Annotated in this window: 21 protein-coding genes; 13 read left to right on the top strand and 8 right to left on the bottom strand. The window is 64.3% G+C overall.

Going from position 1 to position 21,464, the window contains the following annotated elements; genetic code table 11:
- Positions 1–5: 5 nt before the first annotated feature.
- From ACX93L_RS13545 to ACX93L_RS13535, 3 genes are all read right to left on the bottom strand, one after another.
- The gene (locus ACX93L_RS13545) at positions 6–308 is read right to left on the bottom strand and encodes an AzlD family protein (RefSeq protein ID WP_459405309.1); all 303 of its coding nucleotides are present in this window, start codon (positions 306–308) and stop codon (positions 6–8) included.
- On the bottom strand, positions 305–1,009 hold the full coding sequence (locus tag ACX93L_RS13540; protein ID WP_459405389.1) for an AzlC family ABC transporter permease: 705 nt from the start codon (positions 1,007–1,009) through the stop codon (positions 305–307). The genes ACX93L_RS13545 and ACX93L_RS13540 overlap by 4 nt, the downstream gene beginning before the upstream one ends.
- 74 nt (positions 1,010–1,083) lie before the next feature.
- Entirely contained in the window at positions 1,084–1,941 is an 858-nt protein-coding gene (locus ACX93L_RS13535; protein WP_459405308.1) for an AraC family ligand binding domain-containing protein, read from the bottom strand.
- Between the two features lie 96 nt (positions 1,942–2,037).
- Here ACX93L_RS13535 and alr point away from each other — a divergent pair, with 96 nt between their 5' ends.
- From alr to ACX93L_RS13510, 5 genes are all read left to right on the top strand, one after another.
- The gene (gene alr / locus ACX93L_RS13530; RefSeq protein WP_459405307.1) at positions 2,038–3,201 is read left to right on the top strand and encodes an alanine racemase; all 1,164 of its coding nucleotides are present in this window, start codon (positions 2,038–2,040) and stop codon (positions 3,199–3,201) included.
- 100 nt (positions 3,202–3,301) lie between these two features.
- The gene (gene radA, locus ACX93L_RS13525) at positions 3,302–4,705 is read left to right on the top strand and encodes a DNA repair protein RadA (protein WP_459405306.1); all 1,404 of its coding nucleotides are present in this window, start codon (positions 3,302–3,304) and stop codon (positions 4,703–4,705) included.
- A gap of 91 nt (positions 4,706–4,796) precedes the next feature.
- Positions 4,797–5,408, top strand: coding sequence for a CvpA family protein (locus ACX93L_RS13520; RefSeq protein WP_169589162.1), 612 nt, complete (start codon positions 4,797–4,799; stop codon positions 5,406–5,408).
- 127 nt (positions 5,409–5,535) lie between these two features.
- Positions 5,536–7,026 (top strand): amidophosphoribosyltransferase, encoded by a 1,491-nt coding sequence (purF, locus tag ACX93L_RS13515; protein ID WP_459405305.1) that lies wholly within the window; start codon positions 5,536–5,538, stop codon positions 7,024–7,026.
- Between the two features lie 18 nt (positions 7,027–7,044).
- A complete protein-coding gene (locus ACX93L_RS13510) occupies positions 7,045–7,785 on the top strand; it encodes an SDR family NAD(P)-dependent oxidoreductase (protein ID WP_459405304.1) in 741 nt (246 codons plus the stop codon).
- Between the two features lie 104 nt (positions 7,786–7,889).
- Here the strand turns inward: ACX93L_RS13510 and ACX93L_RS13505 are convergent, their stop codons facing one another.
- On the bottom strand, positions 7,890–8,636 hold the full coding sequence (locus ACX93L_RS13505; RefSeq protein ID WP_459405303.1) for a glycoside hydrolase family 25 protein: 747 nt from the start codon (positions 8,634–8,636) through the stop codon (positions 7,890–7,892).
- Positions 8,637–8,725: 89 nt separating this feature from the next.
- Positions 8,726–9,982, bottom strand: coding sequence for a GGDEF domain-containing protein (locus tag ACX93L_RS13500; protein ID WP_459405302.1), 1,257 nt, complete (start codon positions 9,980–9,982; stop codon positions 8,726–8,728).
- Positions 9,983–10,278: 296 nt separating this feature from the next.
- Here ACX93L_RS13500 and ACX93L_RS13495 point away from each other — a divergent pair, with 296 nt between their 5' ends.
- The 6 genes from ACX93L_RS13495 to cimA all read left to right on the top strand — a co-directional run bounded on the left by ACX93L_RS13495 (position 10,279) and on the right by cimA (position 16,212).
- Entirely contained in the window at positions 10,279–10,683 is a 405-nt protein-coding gene (locus tag ACX93L_RS13495) for a hypothetical protein (RefSeq protein WP_459405301.1), read from the top strand.
- Positions 10,684–10,900: 217 nt separating this feature from the next.
- The gene (gene cysS / locus ACX93L_RS13490) at positions 10,901–12,385 is read left to right on the top strand and encodes a cysteine--tRNA ligase (protein ID WP_459405300.1); all 1,485 of its coding nucleotides are present in this window, start codon (positions 10,901–10,903) and stop codon (positions 12,383–12,385) included.
- Between the two features lie 93 nt (positions 12,386–12,478).
- Positions 12,479–12,958: a GFA family protein gene (locus tag ACX93L_RS13485; protein WP_459405388.1), complete on the top strand. Its 480-nt coding sequence runs from the start codon at positions 12,479–12,481 to the stop codon at positions 12,956–12,958.
- Between the two features lie 126 nt (positions 12,959–13,084).
- The gene (locus ACX93L_RS13480) at positions 13,085–13,549 is read left to right on the top strand and encodes a GFA family protein (RefSeq protein ID WP_459405299.1); all 465 of its coding nucleotides are present in this window, start codon (positions 13,085–13,087) and stop codon (positions 13,547–13,549) included.
- 2 nt (positions 13,550–13,551) lie between these two features.
- The gene (gene pip, locus ACX93L_RS13475; RefSeq protein ID WP_459405298.1) at positions 13,552–14,511 is read left to right on the top strand and encodes a prolyl aminopeptidase; all 960 of its coding nucleotides are present in this window, start codon (positions 13,552–13,554) and stop codon (positions 14,509–14,511) included.
- Positions 14,512–14,595: 84 nt separating this feature from the next.
- A complete protein-coding gene (cimA, locus tag ACX93L_RS13470; protein ID WP_459405297.1) occupies positions 14,596–16,212 on the top strand; it encodes a citramalate synthase in 1,617 nt (538 codons plus the stop codon).
- Between the two features lie 22 nt (positions 16,213–16,234).
- Here the strand turns inward: cimA and ACX93L_RS13465 are convergent, their stop codons facing one another.
- Positions 16,235–17,269: an aldo/keto reductase gene (locus ACX93L_RS13465; protein WP_459405296.1), complete on the bottom strand. Its 1,035-nt coding sequence runs from the start codon at positions 17,267–17,269 to the stop codon at positions 16,235–16,237.
- A 35-nt stretch (positions 17,270–17,304) separates the two neighbouring features.
- Positions 17,305–18,480 (bottom strand): MFS transporter, encoded by a 1,176-nt coding sequence (locus tag ACX93L_RS13460; protein ID WP_459405295.1) that lies wholly within the window; start codon positions 18,478–18,480, stop codon positions 17,305–17,307.
- 104 nt (positions 18,481–18,584) lie between these two features.
- Here ACX93L_RS13460 and ACX93L_RS13455 point away from each other — a divergent pair, with 104 nt between their 5' ends.
- A complete protein-coding gene (locus ACX93L_RS13455; protein ID WP_459405294.1) occupies positions 18,585–19,490 on the top strand; it encodes a LysR family transcriptional regulator in 906 nt (301 codons plus the stop codon).
- 12 nt (positions 19,491–19,502) lie between these two features.
- Here the strand turns inward: ACX93L_RS13455 and ACX93L_RS13450 are convergent, their stop codons facing one another.
- Positions 19,503–20,387 (bottom strand): protein-L-isoaspartate O-methyltransferase family protein, encoded by an 885-nt coding sequence (locus tag ACX93L_RS13450; protein WP_459405293.1) that lies wholly within the window; start codon positions 20,385–20,387, stop codon positions 19,503–19,505.
- A gap of 151 nt (positions 20,388–20,538) precedes the next feature.
- On the opposite strand from ACX93L_RS13450, the gene rarD reads away from it, so the two are divergent.
- Complete coding sequence (rarD, locus tag ACX93L_RS13445) at positions 20,539–21,450, top strand: EamA family transporter RarD (RefSeq protein ID WP_459405292.1); 912 nt, start codon at positions 20,539–20,541, stop codon at positions 21,448–21,450.
- Positions 21,451–21,464 lie beyond the last annotated feature (14 nt).

Raw genomic sequence — 21,464 nt, 5'->3', positions numbered from 1 at the left:
CCGGCCTAAAGGCCCAGCGATCGCAGGGCGGCGACGGTCACAACGCCGGACGCCGCCGCGGCCAGCATCGGCAGGCGGAGAGCAGCAACCGCCGTCACGGCACAGGCGATGCTTTCGGCCGGACCGGTCGCGAGTGCCGTCGGCGTCACGACGGCGGCCATGACGGCTGGCGGGATCGCATCCAGGATGCGCCGTGTGCGGGTCGACAGGATCGCAAATCTCAACACCGCCAGCCCGGCCAGCCGGGTGAGCATGGTCATGGATGCCATAGCGAGGATCGCGGCAAGGGTCACCAGATCGAGGGTCATTCGCCCGCCTCCTCCCGGCGGCCGCCGATCGCGGCGACCAGCAGGCCACCTGCAGCACCCGCGGCGATATACCAGACGCCGGAAACCAGATGATGGACCGCGAGCGCGCTGAGGGCACTCGCAATCAACACAAACCCGGTCTCCCGTCCCTTCCAGAACCCGGTCAGCAGCACGATGAAGACCGCGGGAAAGGCAAAATCGAGCCCGATCAACGCCGGATCACCGACGAAGCCGCCGAGCACCGCGCCGAGCACGCTTGCAACCACCCAGGCGAGATAAAACGGCACGACGATCCCGGCATACCAGACTGGCGTCAACCGCGCCTCACGGGCGCGGAACTCGGCGATCGCCCAGATCTCGTCCGCCAGAAACAGCATGGAGAGGATCTTCTGCGTGCGGCCGAAGGCAGGCATCTTGCCGGCGATCGAGGTTCCCATCAGCACATGGCGCAGGTTGACCAGCAGGGCGGCGAAGCCGACCGCCGTCCAGCTTGCCGGATGGGTCCAGATGTCCATTGCGACGAACTGGGAGCCTCCGGCAAAGACCAGCGCGCTCATCAAGGTGATCTCCAGCGCCGAAAGCCCCTTCGTCGCGGCGACCGCGCCGAAGACGATGCCGACAGGGACGACGGCGACGATCAGCGGCGCGATGCGCCTCACGCCGGCAACGAAGTCCTGCCTGTACGTTCGTTCCGCCTGCATCAGCATTTTCCACTCCATGGCCGTCGTCGCCGCCTTTTATGGGGAAGGCCGGAGCCGGTCTTGAACGAAAGTGATCAGTTCTTGCGGAACTGGCCCGGCGTGATGCCGACGCGAGCCTTGAAGTGGCGGGTGAAATGCGCCTGGTCGGCGAAGCCGCAGGCGAAGGCGACGTCGGCCGGGCTTCGTCCCAGGCACAGCAGCGCCCTCGCCCGGCGGATGCGGACATCCGTCAGAAAGGCATGCGGCGTGATATGGAATTCCTTGCGGAAGGCCCGGATCAGATGCGCGCGCGACAGGCCCGCGATGGCGGCCAGCTCTTCCAGGCCGACATCCTGGGCGAAGTTCTCCGACAGGTAGTCCCTGGCGCGGCATACCGCGGTGCGCTCCCGCGTTTCGATGGGTGCACGCACCTCGCTGCCATGGCGCATGAAGAGGGCGGCGAGCACGCTATACATGCCCTCTTCCGACTCGAGCGCACCGACATTGTCTTCGAGCGCCCGGTGGGCACGGTGAAAGGCCTGGGCGAGTTCGGCATCCTGCGGCAGTTCACGCGTGAAGGCGGGCGTGCCTCTGCAGGGTTTGCCCGTCACATCCTCGAGCACGTCGCGATAAAGTGCTTCACCCGGATAGATCATCCTGTAACGATAGCCGTCCGGCCCCGGCGCGCCGTCGTGCACGACCTCGGGGTTGATCAGATAGAGGCAGCCCGGCCCGGTCTCTTCGCGCGCTCCGCGAATGCGGGCGATCTGACTGCCGCTCTCGATGGCGCCGATCGAGAAGGTCTCGTGGGCGTGCGGCGCATAGGCATGGGTCTGGAAGGTCGCCGACAGGCATTCCATGCCGCCGAACCGCCCGTCGCGCCAGAAGCGGGTGCTCTCGACCGGTGTCAGCGGCATGTCGTTGGCGGCATCCATCTGCGAAACATTGTGCATTGCGAGATTATAGAGGCCCTTCGCATTCCAGTCTTGAAGAAAAGTGCTAGGGTCGCGCCGAGCCCTTCTTCCCCAAGCCGTGGTCGCGAATCCCAGATGTCTACCGCCTTCGATCTCACCGACGCCTCCGCCGAATTCCTCACAGCACCGCTCCGGTTGACCGTCGATCTCGGCGCGCTTGCCGACAACTGGCGCGACATGGCCCGGCGTTCCGGCAAGGCCAGGACGGCCGCGGTCGTCAAGGCGGATGCCTACGGCCTCGGCATCGAGGACGTCGGACAGACGCTCTATCGCGCCGGAGCGCGCGACTTCTTCGTCGCCGTGCCCTCCGAGGGCGCCACCTTGCGGCCCTATGCCCCGGAAGCGCGGATCTTCGTCCTCTCCGGGATCTGGCCGGGCATGGAAGAGATGTTCTTCGACCACGACCTCGTTCCGGTCATCGCCTCGCAGGAACAGCTCGCCTTCTGGATGTCGACCCTTGCCGAGCGCGGCGACTATCCCTGCGCTCTGCAGGTGGACACGGGCTTCAATCGTCTCGGACTGCCGCTCGAAGACGCGCTGGCGCTGGCCGACGACGTGTCGCGGCCTGCCAGTTTCTCGCCCGTCCTGGTGCTCAGCCACCTCGCCTGCGGCGATGACCCGTCGTCCCCCATGAACAGGCGGCAACTGGAATCATTCCGCAGAGTTAGCTCCGCCTTCGAAGGCATCGATTCAAGCCTCTCGGCATCTGCCGGAACCTTCCTCGGCCGGGAATACCACTTCGACCTGACCCGGCCCGGGATCGCCCTTTACGGGGGCGAAGCGGTCAACGGCATGAAGAACCCGATGCGCCCGGTCGCCACCGCCGAGGCCCGCGTCCTGCAGGTCCGCGAGGCAAGGGCCGACGAAGCCGTGGGCTACGGGGCCGTGTCCCGGCTCACCCGCGACAGCCGGCTTGCGATCGCTTCGGTCGGTTATGCGGACGGCTATCTCCGTTCGCTTTCCGGACGGGGCGTTCCCTTGCGCGACACCGGGATCGCCGGCGGCTACGGCTTCATCGCCGGTCACAGGATCCCGGTGATCGGCCGGATCACCATGGACCTGACGATCTTCGACGTGACCGACCTGCCCCGCAACGCGATCGCAGCTGGCGACTATGTCGAACTGTTCGGCAACAACCTTCCCGTGGACGATGTGGCCCGGGCCGCCGGAACGATCGGCTACGAGCTCCTGACCGGGCTCGGGCTCCGCCACGAACGGCATTATGTCGAAGCGCTCTAGAAGCACTTCGGCCGGCTTGCGCATTCCTGCGTTTTCTCCTAGTTGAGAGATCGATATTCACTTTTTGTTCCGCGACATCCGGAACCGGGAAGGCGTGACGATGGCGAAGGCCAAGACCCAATTCATCTGCCAGAACTGCGGCACCGTGCACACGCGCTGGGCTGGGAAATGCGACGGCTGCGGTGAGTGGAACACCATCGTCGAGGAAGACCCGATGGGCGGGATCGGCTCCGGCCCCGGCAAGGTGCCGAAGAAGGGCCGCCCGGTCACCCTCACCTCCCTGTCGGGAGAGATCGAGGAAGCGCCGCGCATTCCGACCGGCATGGGCGAGCTCGACCGGGCGACCGGCGGCGGCTTCGTGCGCGGCTCGGCGGTCCTGATCGGCGGCGATCCGGGCATCGGCAAGTCGACGCTGCTGATGCAGGCAGCCGCAGCTCTTTCCCGCAAAGGGCACCGCGTCATCTACGTCTCCGGCGAAGAGGCGGTGGCGCAGGTCAGGCTTCGCGCCCAGCGCCTCGACGCGGCCCAGACCGACGTGCTTCTCGCCGCAGAGACGAATGTCGAGGACATTCTCGCCACAATTTCCGAAGGCAAGCGCCCGGACCTTGTCATCATCGATTCGATCCAGACGCTGTGGAGCGATACGGCCGATTCCGCGCCCGGCACCGTGACGCAGGTCAGAACCGGCGTGCAGGCGATGATCCGCTTCGCCAAGCAGACCGGCGCCACCATGGTTCTCGTCGGCCATGTCACGAAGGATGGTCAGATCGCGGGTCCACGCGTCGTCGAGCACATGGTCGATGCCGTGCTCTATTTCGAAGGCGATCGCGGCCATCACTATCGCATTCTCCGCACCGTCAAGAACCGCTTCGGCCCGACCGACGAGATCGGCGTGTTCGAAATGTCCGACCGCGGTCTGCGCGAAGTGGCCAATCCCTCGGAACTCTTTCTCGGCGAACGCAACGAGAAGGCACCAGGGGCCGCCGTCTTCGCCGGCATGGAAGGAACGCGTCCGGTGCTGGTCGAGGTACAGGCGCTCGTCGCGCCCACCACGCTCGGTACACCGCGGCGTGCGGTCGTCGGCTGGGGCTCCTCCCGGCTCGCCATGATCCTCGCCGTCCTCGAGGCGCATTGCGGGGTGAGGCTCGGACAACACGACGTCTACTTGAATATCGCCGGCGGATACCGCATCTCTGAGCCTGCAGCCGACATGGCGATCGCCTCGGCCCTCGTTTCGTCGCTTGCCGGTCTTGCCCTTCCTGCCGATTGCGTCTATTTCGGCGAAGTCAGCCTGTCCGGTGCCGTCCGTCCGGTTGCACACACGGCCCAACGGCTGAAGGAGGCTGAGAAGCTTGGCTTTTCCTCCGCAGTCCTGCCGGCCGCCTCGTCGGAACTGCCGAAAGGCTCGACGGGGAAATGGAATGAAGTCGAAAGCCTGCCCGATCTCGTGGCGCGGATCGCCGGTTCCCGGTTGAAGGCGCGCTCGGAACAGGCCGGCGACTGACCCAGTCCGGCGGACCCGGCCGGCGCAGGGCGGCAGCGGTCGCGGTGACAATCATGCGGGCGATGGCCGGCAAGTCTTGGAGTTGGTATTTATGCCCATTACGATTTTTGACGGTATTGTCATCGGTGTCGTGCTGTTTTCCGCCGTGCTCGCCATGGTGCGCGGGTTTTCGCGCGAAGTGCTTTCGATCGCCAGCTGGGCGGGCGCGGTTGCCGCCGCCTACTATCTCTATCCGATGCTTGTCCCCTACGTGAAGAACTACACGAGCGACGACCGCATCGCCATGGCCGGCTCGGCCGGCGCCATCTTCCTGATCGCGCTGATCGTCATTTCGTTCATCACGAGCCGGATTGCCGACTTCATCATCGACAGCCGGATCGGCGCGCTCGACCGGACGCTCGGCTTCCTGTTCGGCGCCGCTCGCGGTATCCTGCTGCTCGTCGTCGCGGTTGCCTTCTGGAACTGGCTGATCGACGCCAAGCATCGCCCCGATTGGGTCAACCAGGCCAAGTCGAAGCCGTTCCTCGACACGCTGGTGATGAAGCTCGAGGCCGTACTGCCGGAAGACATCGAACCGCAGATCCGCGCCCGCATCCTCGGCAAGGAAGAGCCGGCTGCGGATGCACCGGCCGCCGAAGCGCCGACCGACCAGGCTCCCGCGGAGCAGGCTCCGGCCGAAGACGCCCCGGCCGCCAACAACTGACGGGGCTGCGGCCTTCGGCCGTGCCCACGAACTTCACTAGCGGACGCCGCCGGATCAGGACAGACCGGCGGCTTCCGTGTTAAAGCCGTCCCGGCACATCTGTCCGATCGAGCAAAGGCCTGCTTTCATGTCTCAGTCTGATTTTTCCGGTTTCGAATGGAGTCTCGAAGACGACACGCTCCATGAGGAATGCGGGGTGTTCGGCATTCTGGGTCACTCCGATGCGGCGACGCTGACCGCACTCGGCCTGCATGCCCTCCAGCACCGCGGCCAGGAAGCCGCAGGCATCGTTTCCTTCGACGGACGGCAGTTCCACACCGAAAAGCACATGGGGCTCGTCGGCGACCACTACACCAATCCCGCGACGCTCGCGAAGCTCCCGGGAACCTCGGCGATCGGCCACACCCGCTACTCGACCACCGGCGAAGTGGCGCTGCGCAACGTGCAGCCGCTGTTTGCCGAACTCGAGGAAGGCGGGATCGCCATTGCCCACAACGGCAACTTCACCAACGGGCTCACGCTGCGCCGCCAGATCATCGCGACGGGGGCCATCTGTCAGTCGACCTCGGATACCGAAGTCGTGCTGCACCTCATCGCCCGTTCGCGCCACTCCTCGACCACCGACCGGTTCATCGACGCCATCCGCCAGATGGAAGGCGGCTATGCGATGGTGGCGATGACGCGCACCAAGCTGATCGCCGCCCGCGACCCGATCGGCATCCGCCCGCTGGTGATGGGCGAACTCGACGGCATGCCGATCTTCTGCTCGGAAACCTGCGCACTCGACATCATCGGCGCGAAGTTCGTGCGCGACGTTGAAAACGGCGAAGTCATCATCTGCGAAGTGCAGCCCGACGGCTCGATCAGCATCGAGGCCCGCAAGCCGGCCAAGCCGCAGCCGGAACGGCCCTGCCTGTTCGAATACGTCTATTTCGCCCGGCCGGATTCGGTCGTCAGCGGCCGCAGCGTCTACGTCACCCGCAAGAACATGGGCATCAACCTTGCCAACGAATGCCCCTGCGAGGGCGATGTCGTCGTGCCGGTGCCAGACGGCGGCACGCCGGCGGCACTCGGCTATGCCCAGGCGAGCGGCATCCCGTTCGAATACGGCATCATCCGCAACCACTATGTCGGCCGTACCTTCATCGAACCGACCCAGCAGATCCGTGCCTTCGGCGTAAAGCTCAAGCATTCCGCCAACCGGGCGATGATCGAAGGCAAGCGTGTCGTTCTCGTCGACGATTCGATCGTGCGCGGCACCACCTCGCTGAAGATCGTGCAGATGATCCGCGACGCCGGCGCCAAGGAAGTGCATATCCGCGTCGCCTCGCCGATGATCTTCCACCCCGACTTCTACGGCATCGACACCCCGGACCGCGACAAGCTGCTCGCCAACCAGTATGTCGATGAAAAGGCGATGGCGAAGTATATCGGCGCGGACTCGCTTGCCTTCCTGTCGATCGACGGCCTCTACAAGGCGGTCGGCGGCAAGCCGCGCGACCCGGACGCCCCGCAGTTCACCGACCACTATTTCACCGGCGACTACCCGACCCGCCTTCTCGACAAGGAAGGCGAAAAGGTTGGCCGCAAGGTTTCCATGCTGGCCAACAACGGCTGAGCACCAAGGACGAAGATCATGACAGTTGACCTGAAGGGCCGTATCGCGCTCGTCACCGGCGCATCGCGCGGCATCGGTTTTTTCACCGCACTCGAACTTGCCAAGGCGGGCGCCCATGTGATCGCCTGCGCCCGCACGGTCGGCGGCCTCGAGGAGCTCGATGACGCGATCAAGGCCGTCGGTGGCTCGGCGACGCTCGTTCCATTCGACCTTGCTGACATGAACGCGATCGACGCCCTTGGCGCCTCGATCAACGAGCGCTGGGGCAAGCTCGACATTCTCGTCGCCAATGCCGGCGTGCTCGGCGTGATCTCGCCGATCGGCCATATCGAGGCCAAGGTGTTCGAAAAGGTGATGACGATCAACGTTACCGCCACCTGGCGTCTGATCCGCTCGGTCGAGCCGCTGCTCGTCAAGTCGGACCAGGGCCGCGCGCTGATCCTATCCTCGGCCGCCGCGCACAAGTGCCGTCCCTTCTGGGGCGTCTATTCCGCCTCCAAGGCCGCCGTCGAGGCGCTGGCCCGCACCTGGGCCGGCGAGACCCAGCGCCTGCCGCTACGCGTCGTGTCGATCGATCCGGGCGCGACCCGCACCGCCATGCGCGCCCAGGCCGTGCCGGGCGAGGATCCGAGCACCGTGCCGCATCCTTCCGAAGTCGCCGCGAAGCTCCTGCCGCTCTGCGGGCCGGACCTGACCGAGACCGGCAAGCTCTTCGTCGTGCGCGAGAACAAGATCGTCGACTACCGCATGCCGGAATGAGGCTGCGGGCGGGTGCGTCGCACGCTGTCGTGAAGGCACTGACGGCCAAGGCTGACGGCAACTGAACAGCCCATCGCCGCGGTCCGGCCGTCCCATCGCGGACGCTATTGCGCCGCCTTTGAAAACAAATGGGAAAATGCCGCATCTGACGGGCAGAGCGCATTGAGGTCGACAGGCCCTTCGATCCCGTCCAGCATGCCGTTGTCGGCGAACTGCCAGATCGTCCAGGGCCGGCATGCCTCCCCGACCGGCTCCTCCGCAATGCTACGGAGCCAGAGATGATGGTCCGGGTAGAGCCCCTCGCGACCTTTGAAATACTGTTCGTAGAAGGGTTGCGTGACGTAGAAGATCGGCTTTTCCGGGAAGACGGTCTTCAGCTCGTCCATGAAGGCGTTGATCTCGTCCGCCAACTCCTTCACGGTCGGAACCTTGTCGCAATTGCCGTGGAACTCGATGTCGACGGCGATCGGCAGGGTGCCCGGCTCTCTCGGAACGGTCGCCAGCACATTCTGCGCCTGATCCCGGCCGGGCCGGCAGAAGGTGAAGAAGTGATAGGCACCGCGGACGATGCCGACCTCCGCTGCACGCCGCCAGTTTTCAGCGAACTTGCGATCCCGGAAGTCGCCCCCTTCGGTGGCCTTGATGATGGCGAAGCGCACCTTCGGCTGGGCAGCCAATCGCTGCCAATCGATGTCGCCCTGGTGGTGGCTGACGTCGATACCCTGGATCGGATAGTCTTCGAGAGACGGATGGTTGAAGCGGATCATGCCGCGATCATAGGTGAAAAAGAGAACTGTCGCAGCCGCCAGTAGCCCGATGCCCGCGATGCCGATTTTCGCTGCCCTGCTCACACGGACCTCACTTGAAAGGGGTTCCCCTCTGACACGTCTTTGCGTCATGAAGAGGGCCGCGCGCCTTCGCGAAGCGTCTCTTCCTTCAGTCAGCGCCGACGGCTGCCCCTTGCGCCCCTAGCTATGGCTTTCTTCCCGACGAGCGGCTGGGCGCGCTCCATATTTGCTTCGAGCATGCGTCTCAATGCGACCACCGGATCGATGGTGCGGACGCAGTTCCTGCCGTCTCCCTTGGCGCGATAGAGCGCACCATCGGCGGCCGCCAAAAGCGGATCGAGGCTCGCGGAGACGTCTTCGGTGGTCGCGACCCCGATGCTGACCGTAACCGGAACGTTGCGGTCTGCGACCAAGACCTGAAGCGCCTCGATCCTGCGGCGCAGGGTCTCCGCAATCGCAACCGCTTCGACGCCGACGACACCCGGCATCAGGCAGGCGAATTCCTCGCCGCCGATGCGCGCCAGCAGCCAGTCCTCCTTCATCGATGCATCGAGGGATGCCGCAAAGGCGGTCAGCACCTGGTCTCCCGCCGCATGGCCGCGCGTGTCGTTGATCAGCTTGAAATGGTCGATGTCGAACAGAAGGAGTGCAGCCGAACGCCCCTCGCCCGCCAGCACCGCCTCTGCGCGTTCGACGAAGGAGCGGCGGTTGCGCAGATTGGTGAGCGGGTCCCGCTCGGAGACAAGGCGGCTTTCACGCTCGTCGCGCTCCAGCGCGAGCATCAGGAGCGTGATGATCGACAGGATCATCAGCATGGTCTGGACCAGCGACGCCAGCACGAACCAGGAGGCGAATTGCGACGCGCCGCCATAGGCCGGTCCGAACACCAGCGTCGCGAACAAAACGAAAAACCACACGCCGCCGCGGGCATAGTGCACAAGCGCGGCCAGCCGGCGCGAAGGAAGAGGTTCAAGCTGCCCACCGCGCGCGACCTCGCGTCCACTGAGCACCGAGTAGATCCCAAGGATCAGCGCAAAGGTCACGGTTCGAAACGTGATGGATGTCTGGAAGATCGGCGTCAGGCATTGCCCCCACCAGATCGCGGCGCCTGCCAGGGCCTGCGCATAGTTCGGTCGCCGGCCATCGAAAATGACGATCGCCTGCCAATAGAGCCCGAGCGCTACGGTCGCCGCGCCGAGGCCGAGGCCGGTCGACACCCAGAATGGCATGACGCCGCGCATCGCATGCAGCACCGTTCCGAGAAAGGCGATACCGGCTGCGAAGGTCAGCACGCCAAGCAAACGGCTTTGAGGCCTTTGACGCCAACGATGACCGATCAGGACCGCGGAGATCAGCGTGGACAACGCGTGAATCACCATGATCGTCGGCAGATGCAGCAGCTGGTCCATGACGAGAAGAGGGTCCGCAAAGAATGAGAGTGGTGGAACACTACAGGCGTGCCCGTTGAGAAACCCTTACACGTCGCCGAGCGTCGAGAAGAAACGCCCTCCGGAAAGTGCGCCCTCGAGACCGTCCACCGCCCTCGGTTGAGCCGGCCTTGCACTACGGCAACCGGGCTGCGGACACTCCCAAAATTAGTCGGTGATCCGGTGCCAGTGGCGGATCCGCGCCAGCGCGCAGCAGTTCCTTTTGCCGCGCCGCCGCGATAGTGTCCGCGCACCCCGCCAAAAGGATCCAGCTGACGATGAACGCCCTGAAATACGCTGCCGCCGCCCTTTTCCTGACCGCGAGCCCCGTTTTTGCCGACGATCTGGTCGCTCTCAGCAACACCGCAACCGCCATCACCGGCGACATCAGCTTCGACGATTTTGAAATGGTCTTCTCCAACGGCGAGAAGATCGAATTCGACGAACTGGTCGCAGACCACTTCGTCGTCGACGGCAAGGATGTTCCGGCATCGGTCTACAGCGTGAAGGGCCCCGGCAACCCCGTCCTGCTCAACGGAAACCGTCTTTGTGGCACCTCGCCCGTCACCTATCTTGCAAGCTGGCTCGACGACGACGTCACCATGGTGGCCGTATTCGAGACGCAGGACGTGCCGTCGAGCAATGACGAAATGTGCGCCCTCTACACCTACGTCTACCCCTGATAGACCGGGCCTTCGGGCACGAGGGGCGGCTCAGCCGCCCCCTTGACCAATTCGGGCGGGCGCGCCATAACGGCGCCCATGAAGACGACCATCTGCATTATTTGCGGGATCATTATTCGCTAGCGCCCAGCGCTGGCCCGGCCGTTTTCGTCTCCTGAAAACCCCAGATGACAAACGACCCGGTCCAGCCGGGCGGAATTCGTTCTGGGAGACTGACATGGCCAGCGGCCTCAAGCTTTACAACACGCTCACACGAGAGAAGGTCGACTTCCAGCCGATCGATCCCGACAATGTGCGCATGTATGTCTGCGGCCCGACCGTCTACGATTTCGCCCATATCGGCAATGCCCGGCCCGTCATCGTCTTCGACGTGCTCTACCGCCTTCTGCGTCATGTCTACGGCGCGGAGAAGGTCACCTATGTCCGCAACATCACCGACGTTGACGACAAGATCAATGCCCGGGCGCTGCGCGACTTCGGCGCCCAGATCGCCGACGGCTCGATGACGCTGAACGAAGCGATCCGCGGCGTCACCGGAAAGACGGAAAGCCAGTTCCATCAGGATGTCGCGGCGCTCGGCTGCCTTAAGCCGACGGTCGAGCCGCGGGCGACGGACAATATCGGCCAGATGATCGAGATCATCCAGCGCCTGCTCGACCAGGGCCATGCCTATGTGGCGAGCGGCTCCGAGGGCCACGAGGTGCTGTTTTCGACCGCCTCGATGGCCGACTACGGCATGCTTTCCAAGCGCAAGCTCGAGGACCAGCAGGCCGGCGCCCGCATCGCGGTGGAATCCCACAAGATGAACCCGGCCGACTTCGTGCTGTGGAAGCAGTCGGCCGACACCGAGCCGGGCTGGAAGGCCGAATTCTCCTTCGAGGGCCGCCAGGTCTCGATCTACGGCCGTCCCGGCTGGCACATCGAATGCTCGGCCATGTCGGACCGCTATCTCTGGGAAGAGATCAAGGACCGGCTGTCGCCGAAGGCGAAGGCGCGGCCCCACCAGTTCGACATCCACGGCGGCGGGCTGGATCTCATCTTCCCGCACCATGAAAACGAGATCGCCCAGTCCTGCTGCGCCTTCGACACCGACGTCATGGCCAATGTCTGGATGCACAACGGCTTCCTGCAGGTCGAAGGCCGCAAGATGTCGAAGTCGGAAGGCAATTTCGTCACTATCAACGAGCTCTTGGCGACGGAGAAACTCGGCGGCCGCACCTGGCCGGGCGAAGTGCTGCGTCTTGCAATGCTGATGACGCATTACCGCGAACCGATAGACTTCTCGGTCAAGCGGCTGGAGGAAGCGGAGCGGCTGCTTGCCAAGTGGCCGGTGGCCGAGGCCGGTGACGCCGCACCCGACGCTGCGGTCATCGAGGCGCTCGGCGACGATCTCAACACGGTTGCCGCCATCCAGAGCGTGCATGCACTGGCCCAGGCCGCCAATGCCGATCCGTCGAAGCTCGCAGTGTTTGCGGCCAGCGCCGCCCTTCTCGGTGTGCAGCCGAAGAAGGCGGAACTCAGCGACGATCTCACCGCCGCCGTCGAGGCCCTTGTCGCGATGCGTCTCGAAATGCTGAAGGCAAAGAACTTCGCCGAAGCCGACAAGATCCGTGACGACCTGGCGGCCAAGGGCATCCAGCTCAAGGACGGCAAGGACAAGGAGACCGGAGAACGGGTCACCACCTGGGAGGTCAAGCGATAGGATGTTTGCCGCGTCGCGAAGTATCCCCCTCTGTCTCGCCGGATGGCAAAGCCGGCCTACACGCCTGCCCAGCATGGGAGAAGCATCATGACCATCCCCACCTATACCGGAGGATGCCAGTGCGGCGCGGTGCGCTTCCGGGTGACGGGCGTACTCAAGGACAGCTCCATCTGCCATTGCCGCATGTGCCAGAAGGCGTTCGGCGCCTATTACGCGCCGCTCGTCTCGACCCGCGGGGCACAGCTTGAATGGACGCGCGGCGGGCCGAAAAAGTTCCGGTCGTCGAATTTTGCCTGGCGCGGTTTCTGCGACAACTGCGGGACGCCGCTGACCTATGAGGCGCCGGACGGCGTGGCGGTCGCTGCGGGCGCCTTCGACGACCCGTCGCTACTGCCGCCGACGGTGCAGTTCGGCACCGAGGGCAAGATCGGCTTTGTCGATCACCTGCACGAACTTCCCGGTCATCGAACTGAGGAGGACGCCGCGGAGGCACCCTTCGTGCTCGAGATCGTTTCCTACCAGCATCCCGACCACGACACCGACGGCAGCTGGCCGAAGGAGGACAAGGCATGACGGAAAAGAACCCCAACACCCAGATGCCGAAGTGGCTGCTCTACGGCCTGATCGGCAAGGGCATTCTGGTCGCCGCAATCACCATCGGTGTCGTGGCTTACGTGACCCTGCGCTAGGAGGACTGAGATGGAAGGCATCTTCACAGGCGGCTGCCAATGCGGCGCGGTCCGGTTCCGGGCGGAAAAGCTCGGCCGACCGTCGATCTGCCACTGCCGGATGTGCCAGAAGGCGTTCGGGTCCTTCTTCGGTGCCCTGGTGACCGCCGACCACGCGCATTTGACCTGGACACGGGGCCAGCCTTCGCTTTTTCGCTCGTCGGCCAAGGTCAAGCGCGGCTTCTGCAACAAGTGCGGGACACCGCTCACCTATCATGTCGGCGAGCATATCGAGCTGGCGATCGGCGCCTTCGACCATCCGGAGCTGATCGAGCCGCAGGTGCAGGTCAATCACGACCAGCGGCTGCCGTGGATCGACCACCTGTTCGAAAAACCGTCGGCGACGTCACCCGAGATGGAGGCATTCTTCGCCTCGGTCGTTTCCAATCAGCATCCCGACCATGATACGGCGGTCTGGCCGCCGGAAGAGGATTGATCATGACCACTGAATTGCGCGGATTCTACCCGGAGATCGAACCGTTCGAGACGGGCTTTCTCGATGTCGGCGACGGCCACACCATCTATTGGGAACGCGTCGGCACCAAAGGCGCCAAGCCGGCCGTCTTCCTGCATGGCGGCCCCGGCGGCGGCACGAGCCCGACGCAGCGCCGCCTGTTCGACCCGGCGCTCTACGACGTGATCCTTTTCGACCAGCGCGGTTGCGGCAAGTCCACCCCGCATGCCGGCCTGGACGCCAACACGACCTGGCACCTTGTCGCCGACATCGAGCGGCTGCGTACCCTGATGGGCGTCGACAAGTGGCTGGTCTTCGGCGGTTCGTGGGGCTCGACCCTGGCGCTCGCTTATGCGGAAACCCATCCCGAACATGTTTCCGAACTCGTTCTGCGTGGCATCTACACGCTGACGAAGGCCGAACTCGACTGGTACTACCAGTTCGGCGTGTCCGAGATGTTCCCCGACAAGTGGGAGCGCTTCCAGGCGCCGATCCCGCCGGACGAGCGCCACGATATGATGGCCGCCTATCGCCGCTACCTGACGGGCACGGACAGGAAGAAGCAGCTCGAATGCGCCATCGCCTGGAGCACCTGGGAAGGCGAGACGATCACGTTGCTGCCGAACCCGGACTATTCCGCGCATTTCGGCGAGGACGACTATGCGATCGCGTTTGCCCGTATCGAGAACCATTTCTTCGTCCATGCCGGCTGGCTGGAGGAAGGGCAATTGCTGCGCGACGCGGTGAAGCTCAAGGATATTCCCGGCGTCATCGTCCATGGCCGCTACGACATGCCCTGCCCGGCCAAGTATGCCTGGCAGCTGCACAAGGCCTGGCCGAAGGCCGACTTCCACCTCATCGAGGGGGCAGGACACGCCTATCTGGAGCCCGGCATCCTCGACCAGCTGATCCGCGCGACCGACCGGTACGCCGGCAAGGAATGAGATCTGCCCCTCATCCTCTCCCCGCTCGTGGGGAGAGGATGAGGGGCCCCCAAAGAATAGACGACCGCCTGGGGAGGCAAACACATGACACGCGAAAAGATCTACCTCTTCGACACGACGCTCCGCGACGGACAGCAGACGCCGGGCATCGATTTTTCGGTCGAGGACAAGATTGCGATTGCGGCCATGCTGGACGAGTTCGGCCTCGACTATGTCGAGGGCGGCTATCCGGGGGCGAACCCGACGGACACGGCCTTCTTTGCCAAGAAGCGCACCAGCCGCGCCGCCTTCGTCGCCTTCGGCATGACCAAGCGCGCGGGCGTGTCGGCCTCCAACGATCCGGGACTTTCCCAGCTCCTGCAGGCCGAAAGCGATGCCGTCTGCCTGGTCGCCAAGACCTGGGACTATCATGTGAAGGTCGCGCTCGGCTGCACCAACGAGGAAAATCTGGCATCGATCCGGGAAAGCGTCGAGGCGGTCGCGGCCGCCGGCAAGCTGCCGATGGTCGACTGCGAGCATTTCTTCGACGGCTACAAGGCCAATCCAGCCTATGCCATCGCCTGCGCGAAAACCGCCTACGAGGCCGGCGCGCGGTGGGTGGTGCTCTGCGACACCAATGGCGGCACCCAGCCGCCGGAGATCCGCGACATCGTCCAGGCCGTGATCGGCGCCGGCGTTCCGGGCTCCTCGCTCGGCATCCACGCCCATAACGACACCGGGCAGGCCGTCGCCAATTCGCTGGCCGCCGTGGAAGCCGGCGTGCGCCAGATCCAGGGCACACTCAACGGCATCGGCGAGCGCTGCGGCAATGCCAATCTGGTCACCATCATTCCGACCCTCTGTCTGAAGGAGGCTTATTCGAGCCGTTTCGAGACCTCGATCGACACGGAGAAGCTGGTGGAGCTGACACGGCTGTCGCACGCCTTCGACGAGCTGCTCAACCGGTCGCCAGACCATCAGGCGCCCTATGTCGGCGCGTCGGCCTTCGCCACCAAGGCCGGCATCCATGCCTCGGCGCTGCTCAAGGACCCGAAGACCTACGAACATGTGGTTCCCGACAGCGTCGGCAATTTTCGCAAGGTCATGGTCTCCGACCAGGGCGGCAAGGCCAATTTCATCAATGCGCTGAAACGGCGCGGCATCGAGGTCGACAAGCAGGATCCCCGGCTCGACAAGCTGATCGCCATCGTCAAGGAGCGCGAGGCGACGGGGTACGCCTATGAGGGCGCCGATGCGAGCTTCGAGCTTCTGGCCCGCCGCACGCTGGGTTCGGTTCCCGACTTCTTCGCGATCGACGGCTTCCGCGTCATGGTCGAGCGCCGCTTCGATGCCAACGGACACCTCAAGACGGTTTCGGAGGCGGTGGTGAAGCTCTCCATCGACGGCGTCCGCATCATGTCGGTGGCCGAGGGCGACGGCCCGGTCAACGCCCTTGACCTCGCGCTGCGAAAGGACCTCGGCAAGTATCAGACCGAGATCGACGATCTCGAACTGGTCGACTTCAAGGTGCGTATCCTCAACGGCGGCACGGAAGCCATCACGCGCGTCCTGATCGAGTCGACCGACAATACCGGCGTGCGCTGGTGGACGGTCGGCGTTTCGGAAAACATCATCGACGCGTCGTTCCAGGCGCTGATGGACTCGGTCATCTACAAGCTGATGAAGAACCGGCAGCTGGCGGGCAAGATCGCCGCCGAGTAGGCGGCGATCCTCACTTTCGCCGTCAGATCGCCGGCGGATTGAGCCTGGCGAAGCCCTCCTGGCGATAATAGGGGAAATGGGGATAAGACGCCTCCGTCGCGCTCGCGGCATCGAGCACGCCGATCTGCTCGGCTGTCAGGTTCCAGCCGACCGCACCGAGGTTCTGCCGGAGCTGCTCCTCGTTTCGGGCGCCGATGATGACCGAGGAAACCGTCGGGCGAGACAACAGCCAGTTGAGCGCCACCTGCGGCACGCTCCTGCCTGTCTGTTCGGCCACCTCATCCAGCGCGTCAACCACGCGGTAGAGACGTTCGTCATCGACCGGCGGACCGAAGGCGGCGGTGTCGTGCAGGCGACTCGTTTCCGGAAGCGGTGCGCCACGGCGGATTTTCCCGGTCAGCCTTCCCCAGCCGAGCGGGCTCCAGACCATGGCGCCGATGCCCTGATCGAGGCCGAGTGGCATCAGGTCCCACTCGTAGTCACGGCCAATCAGCGAGTAATAGATCTGGTTTGCCACATATCGCGGCCAGCCGTGTTTTTCCGCGGCGGCCAGCGACTTCATGATCTGCCAGCCGGCGAAGTTCGATACCCCGACGTAACGAACCTTGCCGGCGGCAACGAGACGGTCGAGCGCGGACAGAACCTCCTCGATGGGCGTGGAAGCGTCAAAGGCATGAAGCTGAAGAAGGTCGATGTAGTCCGTACCGAGCCGGCCCAAGGCAGCGTCTACGCCGGTGACGAGGCGTGCGGATGAAGTGCCCCAGTCGGCGGGTCCATCGCCCATCGGCAACCCGGTCTTGGTCGAGATCAGCACCTCGGCGCGCCGACCCTTGATGGCCTGACCGAGTACCTCTTCCGATGCGCCGGCCGAGTAGACGTCCGCCGTGTCGAAGAGATTGACGCCGGCCTCCAGGCAAATGTCCACCAGACGACGGGCCTCCACCGCGCCAGAGTTGCCCCAGGCACCGAAAAGCGGCCCAGAGCCGCCGAAGGTGCCCGCTCCGAAACTGAGTGCCGGCACCCGCAGGCCCGACGCGCCAAGACGACGATATTCCATGACATTATCCTTTCAATTGGTAGGGATTCGAGAGATCAGGCGCTGACCGGCAGCAGCTCGGAGCGCCGCCGATCGCGACGCATGGCAACAAGGGCGAGCGCGACGGCGGCGACCGGGAAAAGCGCCGCCACGATCGGCAGGTGGGCAAGGCCGGGACCGTGCTCGATCGTCAGGCCGCCGACCCAGGCGCCGATCGCGTTGCCGAGATTGAAAGCGGCGATGTTCAGACTGGAGGCGAGTGCCTGCCCCACTCCTTTCGCCTTCTGAAGGATGCGCAGCTGCAGCGGAGCGACGGTGGCAAAACCGGCAGCGCCCAGCAGGCCCACCATGGCGGCCGCAGCGAACCGATAGCCGACAAGGAATTCCATCGCGATCAGAACGGCCCCCAGCCCGCCCAGCGAGAGGATCAGCGCCCGATCAAGATTTCGGTCGGCGAGACGGCCACCCAGCAGATTGCCGACGACCAGACCCGCACCGAAAAGGAGCAGGACCGGCGAGACGGCCACCTCGGCAAACCCGCTGACCTGGGTGAGGATCGGCGCAATGAAGGTGAAGACAACAAATACCGCTGCAAAGCCCAGCACGGTCATGGCAAGACTGGTGATCACCGGTTCGCTCACCAGATCAGAGAACGAAGCAGCCTTCTCGGCATCATCGGCCGACGCGTCCTCCTTCGGAAGGAAGACGGCAAGTACCGCAATCGCCACCAGACCGACGGCGGCAACTGCCCAGAAGGTGATGCGCCAGCCGTATTCCTGGCCAAGCCAGGTGCCGAGCGGAACTCCGGCGATGTTCGCGACCGTCAGGCCCGTGAACATCACCGCGATGGCCGAGGCACGACGGTCTTCCGCAACGAGGCTGGTCGCCACCACGGAACCGACGCCGAAAAAGGTGCCGTGGGCCAGCGCCGTCACCAGTCGGGCGGCCATCAGCGCTTCAAAATTCGGGGCGAGCGCACAGGCCACGTTTCCGATGGTGAAGACGACCATCAAGAGCAGCAGGGTGGTGCGCGACTTCATGCGACCGGCAACGGCGGTGAGGATCGGCGCGCCGACGACGACACCCAGCGCGTAGCCGGAGATCAGAAGGCCGGCGGACGCGATGGAAATGCCAAGATCACGCCCGACCTCGATCAGCAGACCCATGATCACGAATTCGGTGACGCCGATCCCGAAGGCACCGGCAGTAAGGGCATAAAGGGCAAGGGGCATTGGGATCATCCTATCTGTAAGACCTTGTGGTCCCTGAGATAGACAGATCGCACTGAGTGAAATAGTCTGCCTGAAAGAACAACATATGTGAATTGAGATCACAGATGGCGCGACAGGACGTCAATCGATCCGGAGAGATGGAAGTGTTCGTGCAGGTCGTCGAGCGCGGCGGTTTTTCGGCCGCCGCCCGCGCCTGCCGCATGACGCCATCGGCGGTCAGCAAGCTCGTCGCCCGACTTGAAACCCGCATCGGCACGCGGCTGGTCAACCGCTCGACGCGCAAGCTGCTTCTGACGGCCGAGGGCCGCGCCTTCTACGAACGTTCGGTACGCATTCTCGCGGACATGGACGAGGCGGAAAGATCCGCAGCATCGCTGGACGATCCGCGCGGGCTGATCCGGATCAACACCAGTGCGGCCTACGGAACTCATGTGCTCGCACCGATACTCTCGCGCTTTCTCGGGACCTATCCCGGCATATCGGTGGAAATCGTCCAGACCGATCTGGTCGTCGACCTTCTGACCGAGCGTGCAGACATCGCGATCCGCGCCGGGCCGATGGCCAACTCGAGCCTGATCGCCCGCAAACTGGGAGAAACGGCACTGATGATCGTCGCCTCCCCGACCTATCTCGAACGCCATGGCGTGCCTCGGTCGGCGTCAGACCTCGAGCGACATTGTCGTCTGGGTTTTGGCTATGTACGGGCCCTGTCTGACTGGAATGTCGGCGAAGGAGAGGCGATTGTCGCCGTGCCGGCTGTCGGACGGGTGACGGCGAGCGACGGCGAAGCCTTGCGTCAACTGGCGATCGGTGGCACCGGGCTGGCAAGGCTTGCCGCCTTCACCGTGCGCGAGGACATCGCCGCCGGACGGCTGGTGCAGGTTCTCGATGATCCCCGCACTCGCATCAGCGAGACCTTTCATGCGGTTTATGTCGGCCGGGGCGGCCACCTGCCTGCCCGCATCCGTGCGATGCTCGACTTCCTCTCCGAACATGGGCGCGTGACCTGACGGATCGGTCGGTCAGTTCGCATGGCCCGCCGCATGGATCGACAGACCCCAGTCCGGCTCCGAGTACCATTCGTCGTCGGCTGGTGTTCCGCCCCAGCGCAGGCTGCGGACGGCGCGCCAGTTGTCGGCGAAGGCCGCCCTCAGGCGTGCATGGCTCGCCCAATCGGCCAGAACCACGCCCTCGCCCCAGATAAAGGAAACGCTTTCGATGAAGCGGGCTGCATAGCCGTCGGTGTCCCGGCGGACAAGCAGATAGCCTGCCATGGCGGTGTATTCCGGCCCCGGGCGCTTTCCCTCGAAAACAGGCACGCCGAGCGGAAAGAGCAGCCGGCCACCGGGCTTCAGGTGCGTTATCCAGGGAACCGCCGGACGGTCGACGGCGAAGTTAACGTAGATAACGTCCGCGTCCTTCCTCGGCCATTCCAGCCCGTTGCCGCAGACCACATCGACATTGGCGAAGGCGGCGAGGCACAGGCGGGCGCGCTCAGCGAGCGCCGTATCGTATTCGACTGCAATCACATGGCCCCTTGCGCCAACCAGCTCGGAGAGGATCGCGGTAAAGTAGCCGGTTCCGGCACCGAGATGGACGACCGTTTCGCCCGGCGTCGGGTCGAGGGCATGGATACCGAGGGCATGCAACGAGGGGCTTCCGTTGTTGATGCCGCGGGCCGCGTCAAGCGCCACGAGCACATCGTCGTAAAGGCACTCGGCGTCATTCGACAGCGCGTTGCGATAGCCGCCGTGGCTGGCGATCAGCCAGGGCGGCGGGCCGAGGAAATCCTCCCGCCGGATCCGCGAAAATGCCTCAAGCAGGCGGCCGCCGGACGGCACGCCCGCCTTTGCCAGCATGCGTGCCGCAAAGAGGTTTCGCTGCTCACCGATGACACTGGCCTGCATGATCTGCTCCATGCACAAGCCCCCGCGTTCCAGTGTGCCGCTCAGAAGGATCAAAAGCAATCAGGCACTGTTCACGGGAATGCATTTGTCCATTCACACGCATTGAGGTAACCGGGCGGCACAAAACCATAACACTCCGGGTGGAAATACCATGGCTGACCAGACCATTTCTGCTGTGCAGAACGAGGACACCCCGCGCGGCTTTGCCTTTGCCTTCGCCGCCTACTTCATGTGGGGCTTCCTGCCCCTCTACCTCAAGCTCGTCGCCCATATCCCGGCTCTCGAGGTGGTGGCCCATCGTGTCGTCTGGTCCCTGCCTATCTCGGCGGCGATCCTTCTGTTCCTGAAGCGCGGCGACGACGTGGTGAAGGCGCTGCGCACGCCGTCGATGCTCGTGATGGCCTTCGTGACGGCGAGCCTCGTGAGCGTCAACTGGCTCGTCTATGTCTATGCCATCACCTCGGGCCAGGCCCTTCAGGGTGCGCTCGGCTACTACATCAACCCGCTGATTTCGGTGCTGATCGGCGCGATCCTTCTCAAGGAACAGCTGCTGATTCCGCAGAAAATCGCGATCTCGCTCGCGGCGGTCGCGGTCGCCATCCTCACATGGGATGCGGGCGGGCTTCCGTGGATCTCTCTGGCGCTCGCCTTCAGCTGGGGTTTCTATGCCTTCTTCCGCAAGACGCTGCCGGTCGGGCCCAACCAGGGGTTCTTCCTCGAAGTGCTGATCCTGTCGGTTCCGGCTGTGCTTTACATACTCTACACCGAGTTCAACGGCAGCGGCCACTTCTTCCACGGCGCCGGCGCAAGCGACATGGGGCTTCTCGTCTTCAGCGGCTTTGCGACCGCGATCCCGCTGATGGTCTATGCCAACGGGGTGAAGCTGCTGCGCATGTCGACGATCGGGATGATGCAGTATATCGCGCCGACCATGGTCTTCATCACCGCGGTATTCGTCTTCCACGAGCCGTTCGGCCAGACGAAGCTGATCGCCTTCGTCTTCATCTGGGCAGGGCTTGCCGTCTATTCCTGGCCGATGATCCGGAACCGCTTCCAGCGCTGAGTTAACCAGGCAGT

The sequence above is a fragment of the Rhizobium sp. CAU 1783 genome (genome assembly GCF_054551725.1).
Note: the sequence above shows the minus strand (reverse complement) of the source record. Positions and strands in the feature narration are given on the sequence as shown.

Coding starts and splice junctions, on each gene's coding strand:
- ACX93L_RS13545 (WP_459405309.1), bottom strand. CDS start 308: ATGACCCTCGATCTGGTGACCCTTGCCGCGATCCTCGCTATGGCATCC.
- ACX93L_RS13540 (WP_459405389.1), bottom strand. CDS start 1,009: ATGCAGGCGGAACGAACGTACAGGCAGGACTTCGTTGCCGGCGTGAGG.
- ACX93L_RS13535 (WP_459405308.1), bottom strand. CDS start 1,941: ATGCACAATGTTTCGCAGATGGATGCCGCCAACGACATGCCGCTGACA.
- alr (WP_459405307.1), top strand. CDS start 2,038: ATGTCTACCGCCTTCGATCTCACCGACGCCTCCGCCGAATTCCTCACA.
- radA (WP_459405306.1), top strand. CDS start 3,302: ATGGCGAAGGCCAAGACCCAATTCATCTGCCAGAACTGCGGCACCGTG.
- ACX93L_RS13520 (WP_169589162.1), top strand. CDS start 4,797: ATGCCCATTACGATTTTTGACGGTATTGTCATCGGTGTCGTGCTGTTT.
- purF (WP_459405305.1), top strand. CDS start 5,536: ATGTCTCAGTCTGATTTTTCCGGTTTCGAATGGAGTCTCGAAGACGAC.
- ACX93L_RS13510 (WP_459405304.1), top strand. CDS start 7,045: ATGACAGTTGACCTGAAGGGCCGTATCGCGCTCGTCACCGGCGCATCG.
- ACX93L_RS13500 (WP_459405302.1), bottom strand. CDS start 9,982: ATGGACCAGCTGCTGCATCTGCCGACGATCATGGTGATTCACGCGTTG.
- ACX93L_RS13495 (WP_459405301.1), top strand. CDS start 10,279: ATGAACGCCCTGAAATACGCTGCCGCCGCCCTTTTCCTGACCGCGAGC.
- cysS (WP_459405300.1), top strand. CDS start 10,901: ATGGCCAGCGGCCTCAAGCTTTACAACACGCTCACACGAGAGAAGGTC.
- ACX93L_RS13480 (WP_459405299.1), top strand. CDS start 13,085: ATGGAAGGCATCTTCACAGGCGGCTGCCAATGCGGCGCGGTCCGGTTC.
- pip (WP_459405298.1), top strand. CDS start 13,552: ATGACCACTGAATTGCGCGGATTCTACCCGGAGATCGAACCGTTCGAG.
- cimA (WP_459405297.1), top strand. CDS start 14,596: ATGACACGCGAAAAGATCTACCTCTTCGACACGACGCTCCGCGACGGA.
- ACX93L_RS13465 (WP_459405296.1), bottom strand. CDS start 17,269: ATGGAATATCGTCGTCTTGGCGCGTCGGGCCTGCGGGTGCCGGCACTC.
- ACX93L_RS13460 (WP_459405295.1), bottom strand. CDS start 18,480: ATGCCCCTTGCCCTTTATGCCCTTACTGCCGGTGCCTTCGGGATCGGC.
- ACX93L_RS13455 (WP_459405294.1), top strand. CDS start 18,585: ATGGCGCGACAGGACGTCAATCGATCCGGAGAGATGGAAGTGTTCGTG.
- ACX93L_RS13450 (WP_459405293.1), bottom strand. CDS start 20,387: ATGCAGGCCAGTGTCATCGGTGAGCAGCGAAACCTCTTTGCGGCACGC.
- rarD (WP_459405292.1), top strand. CDS start 20,539: ATGGCTGACCAGACCATTTCTGCTGTGCAGAACGAGGACACCCCGCGC.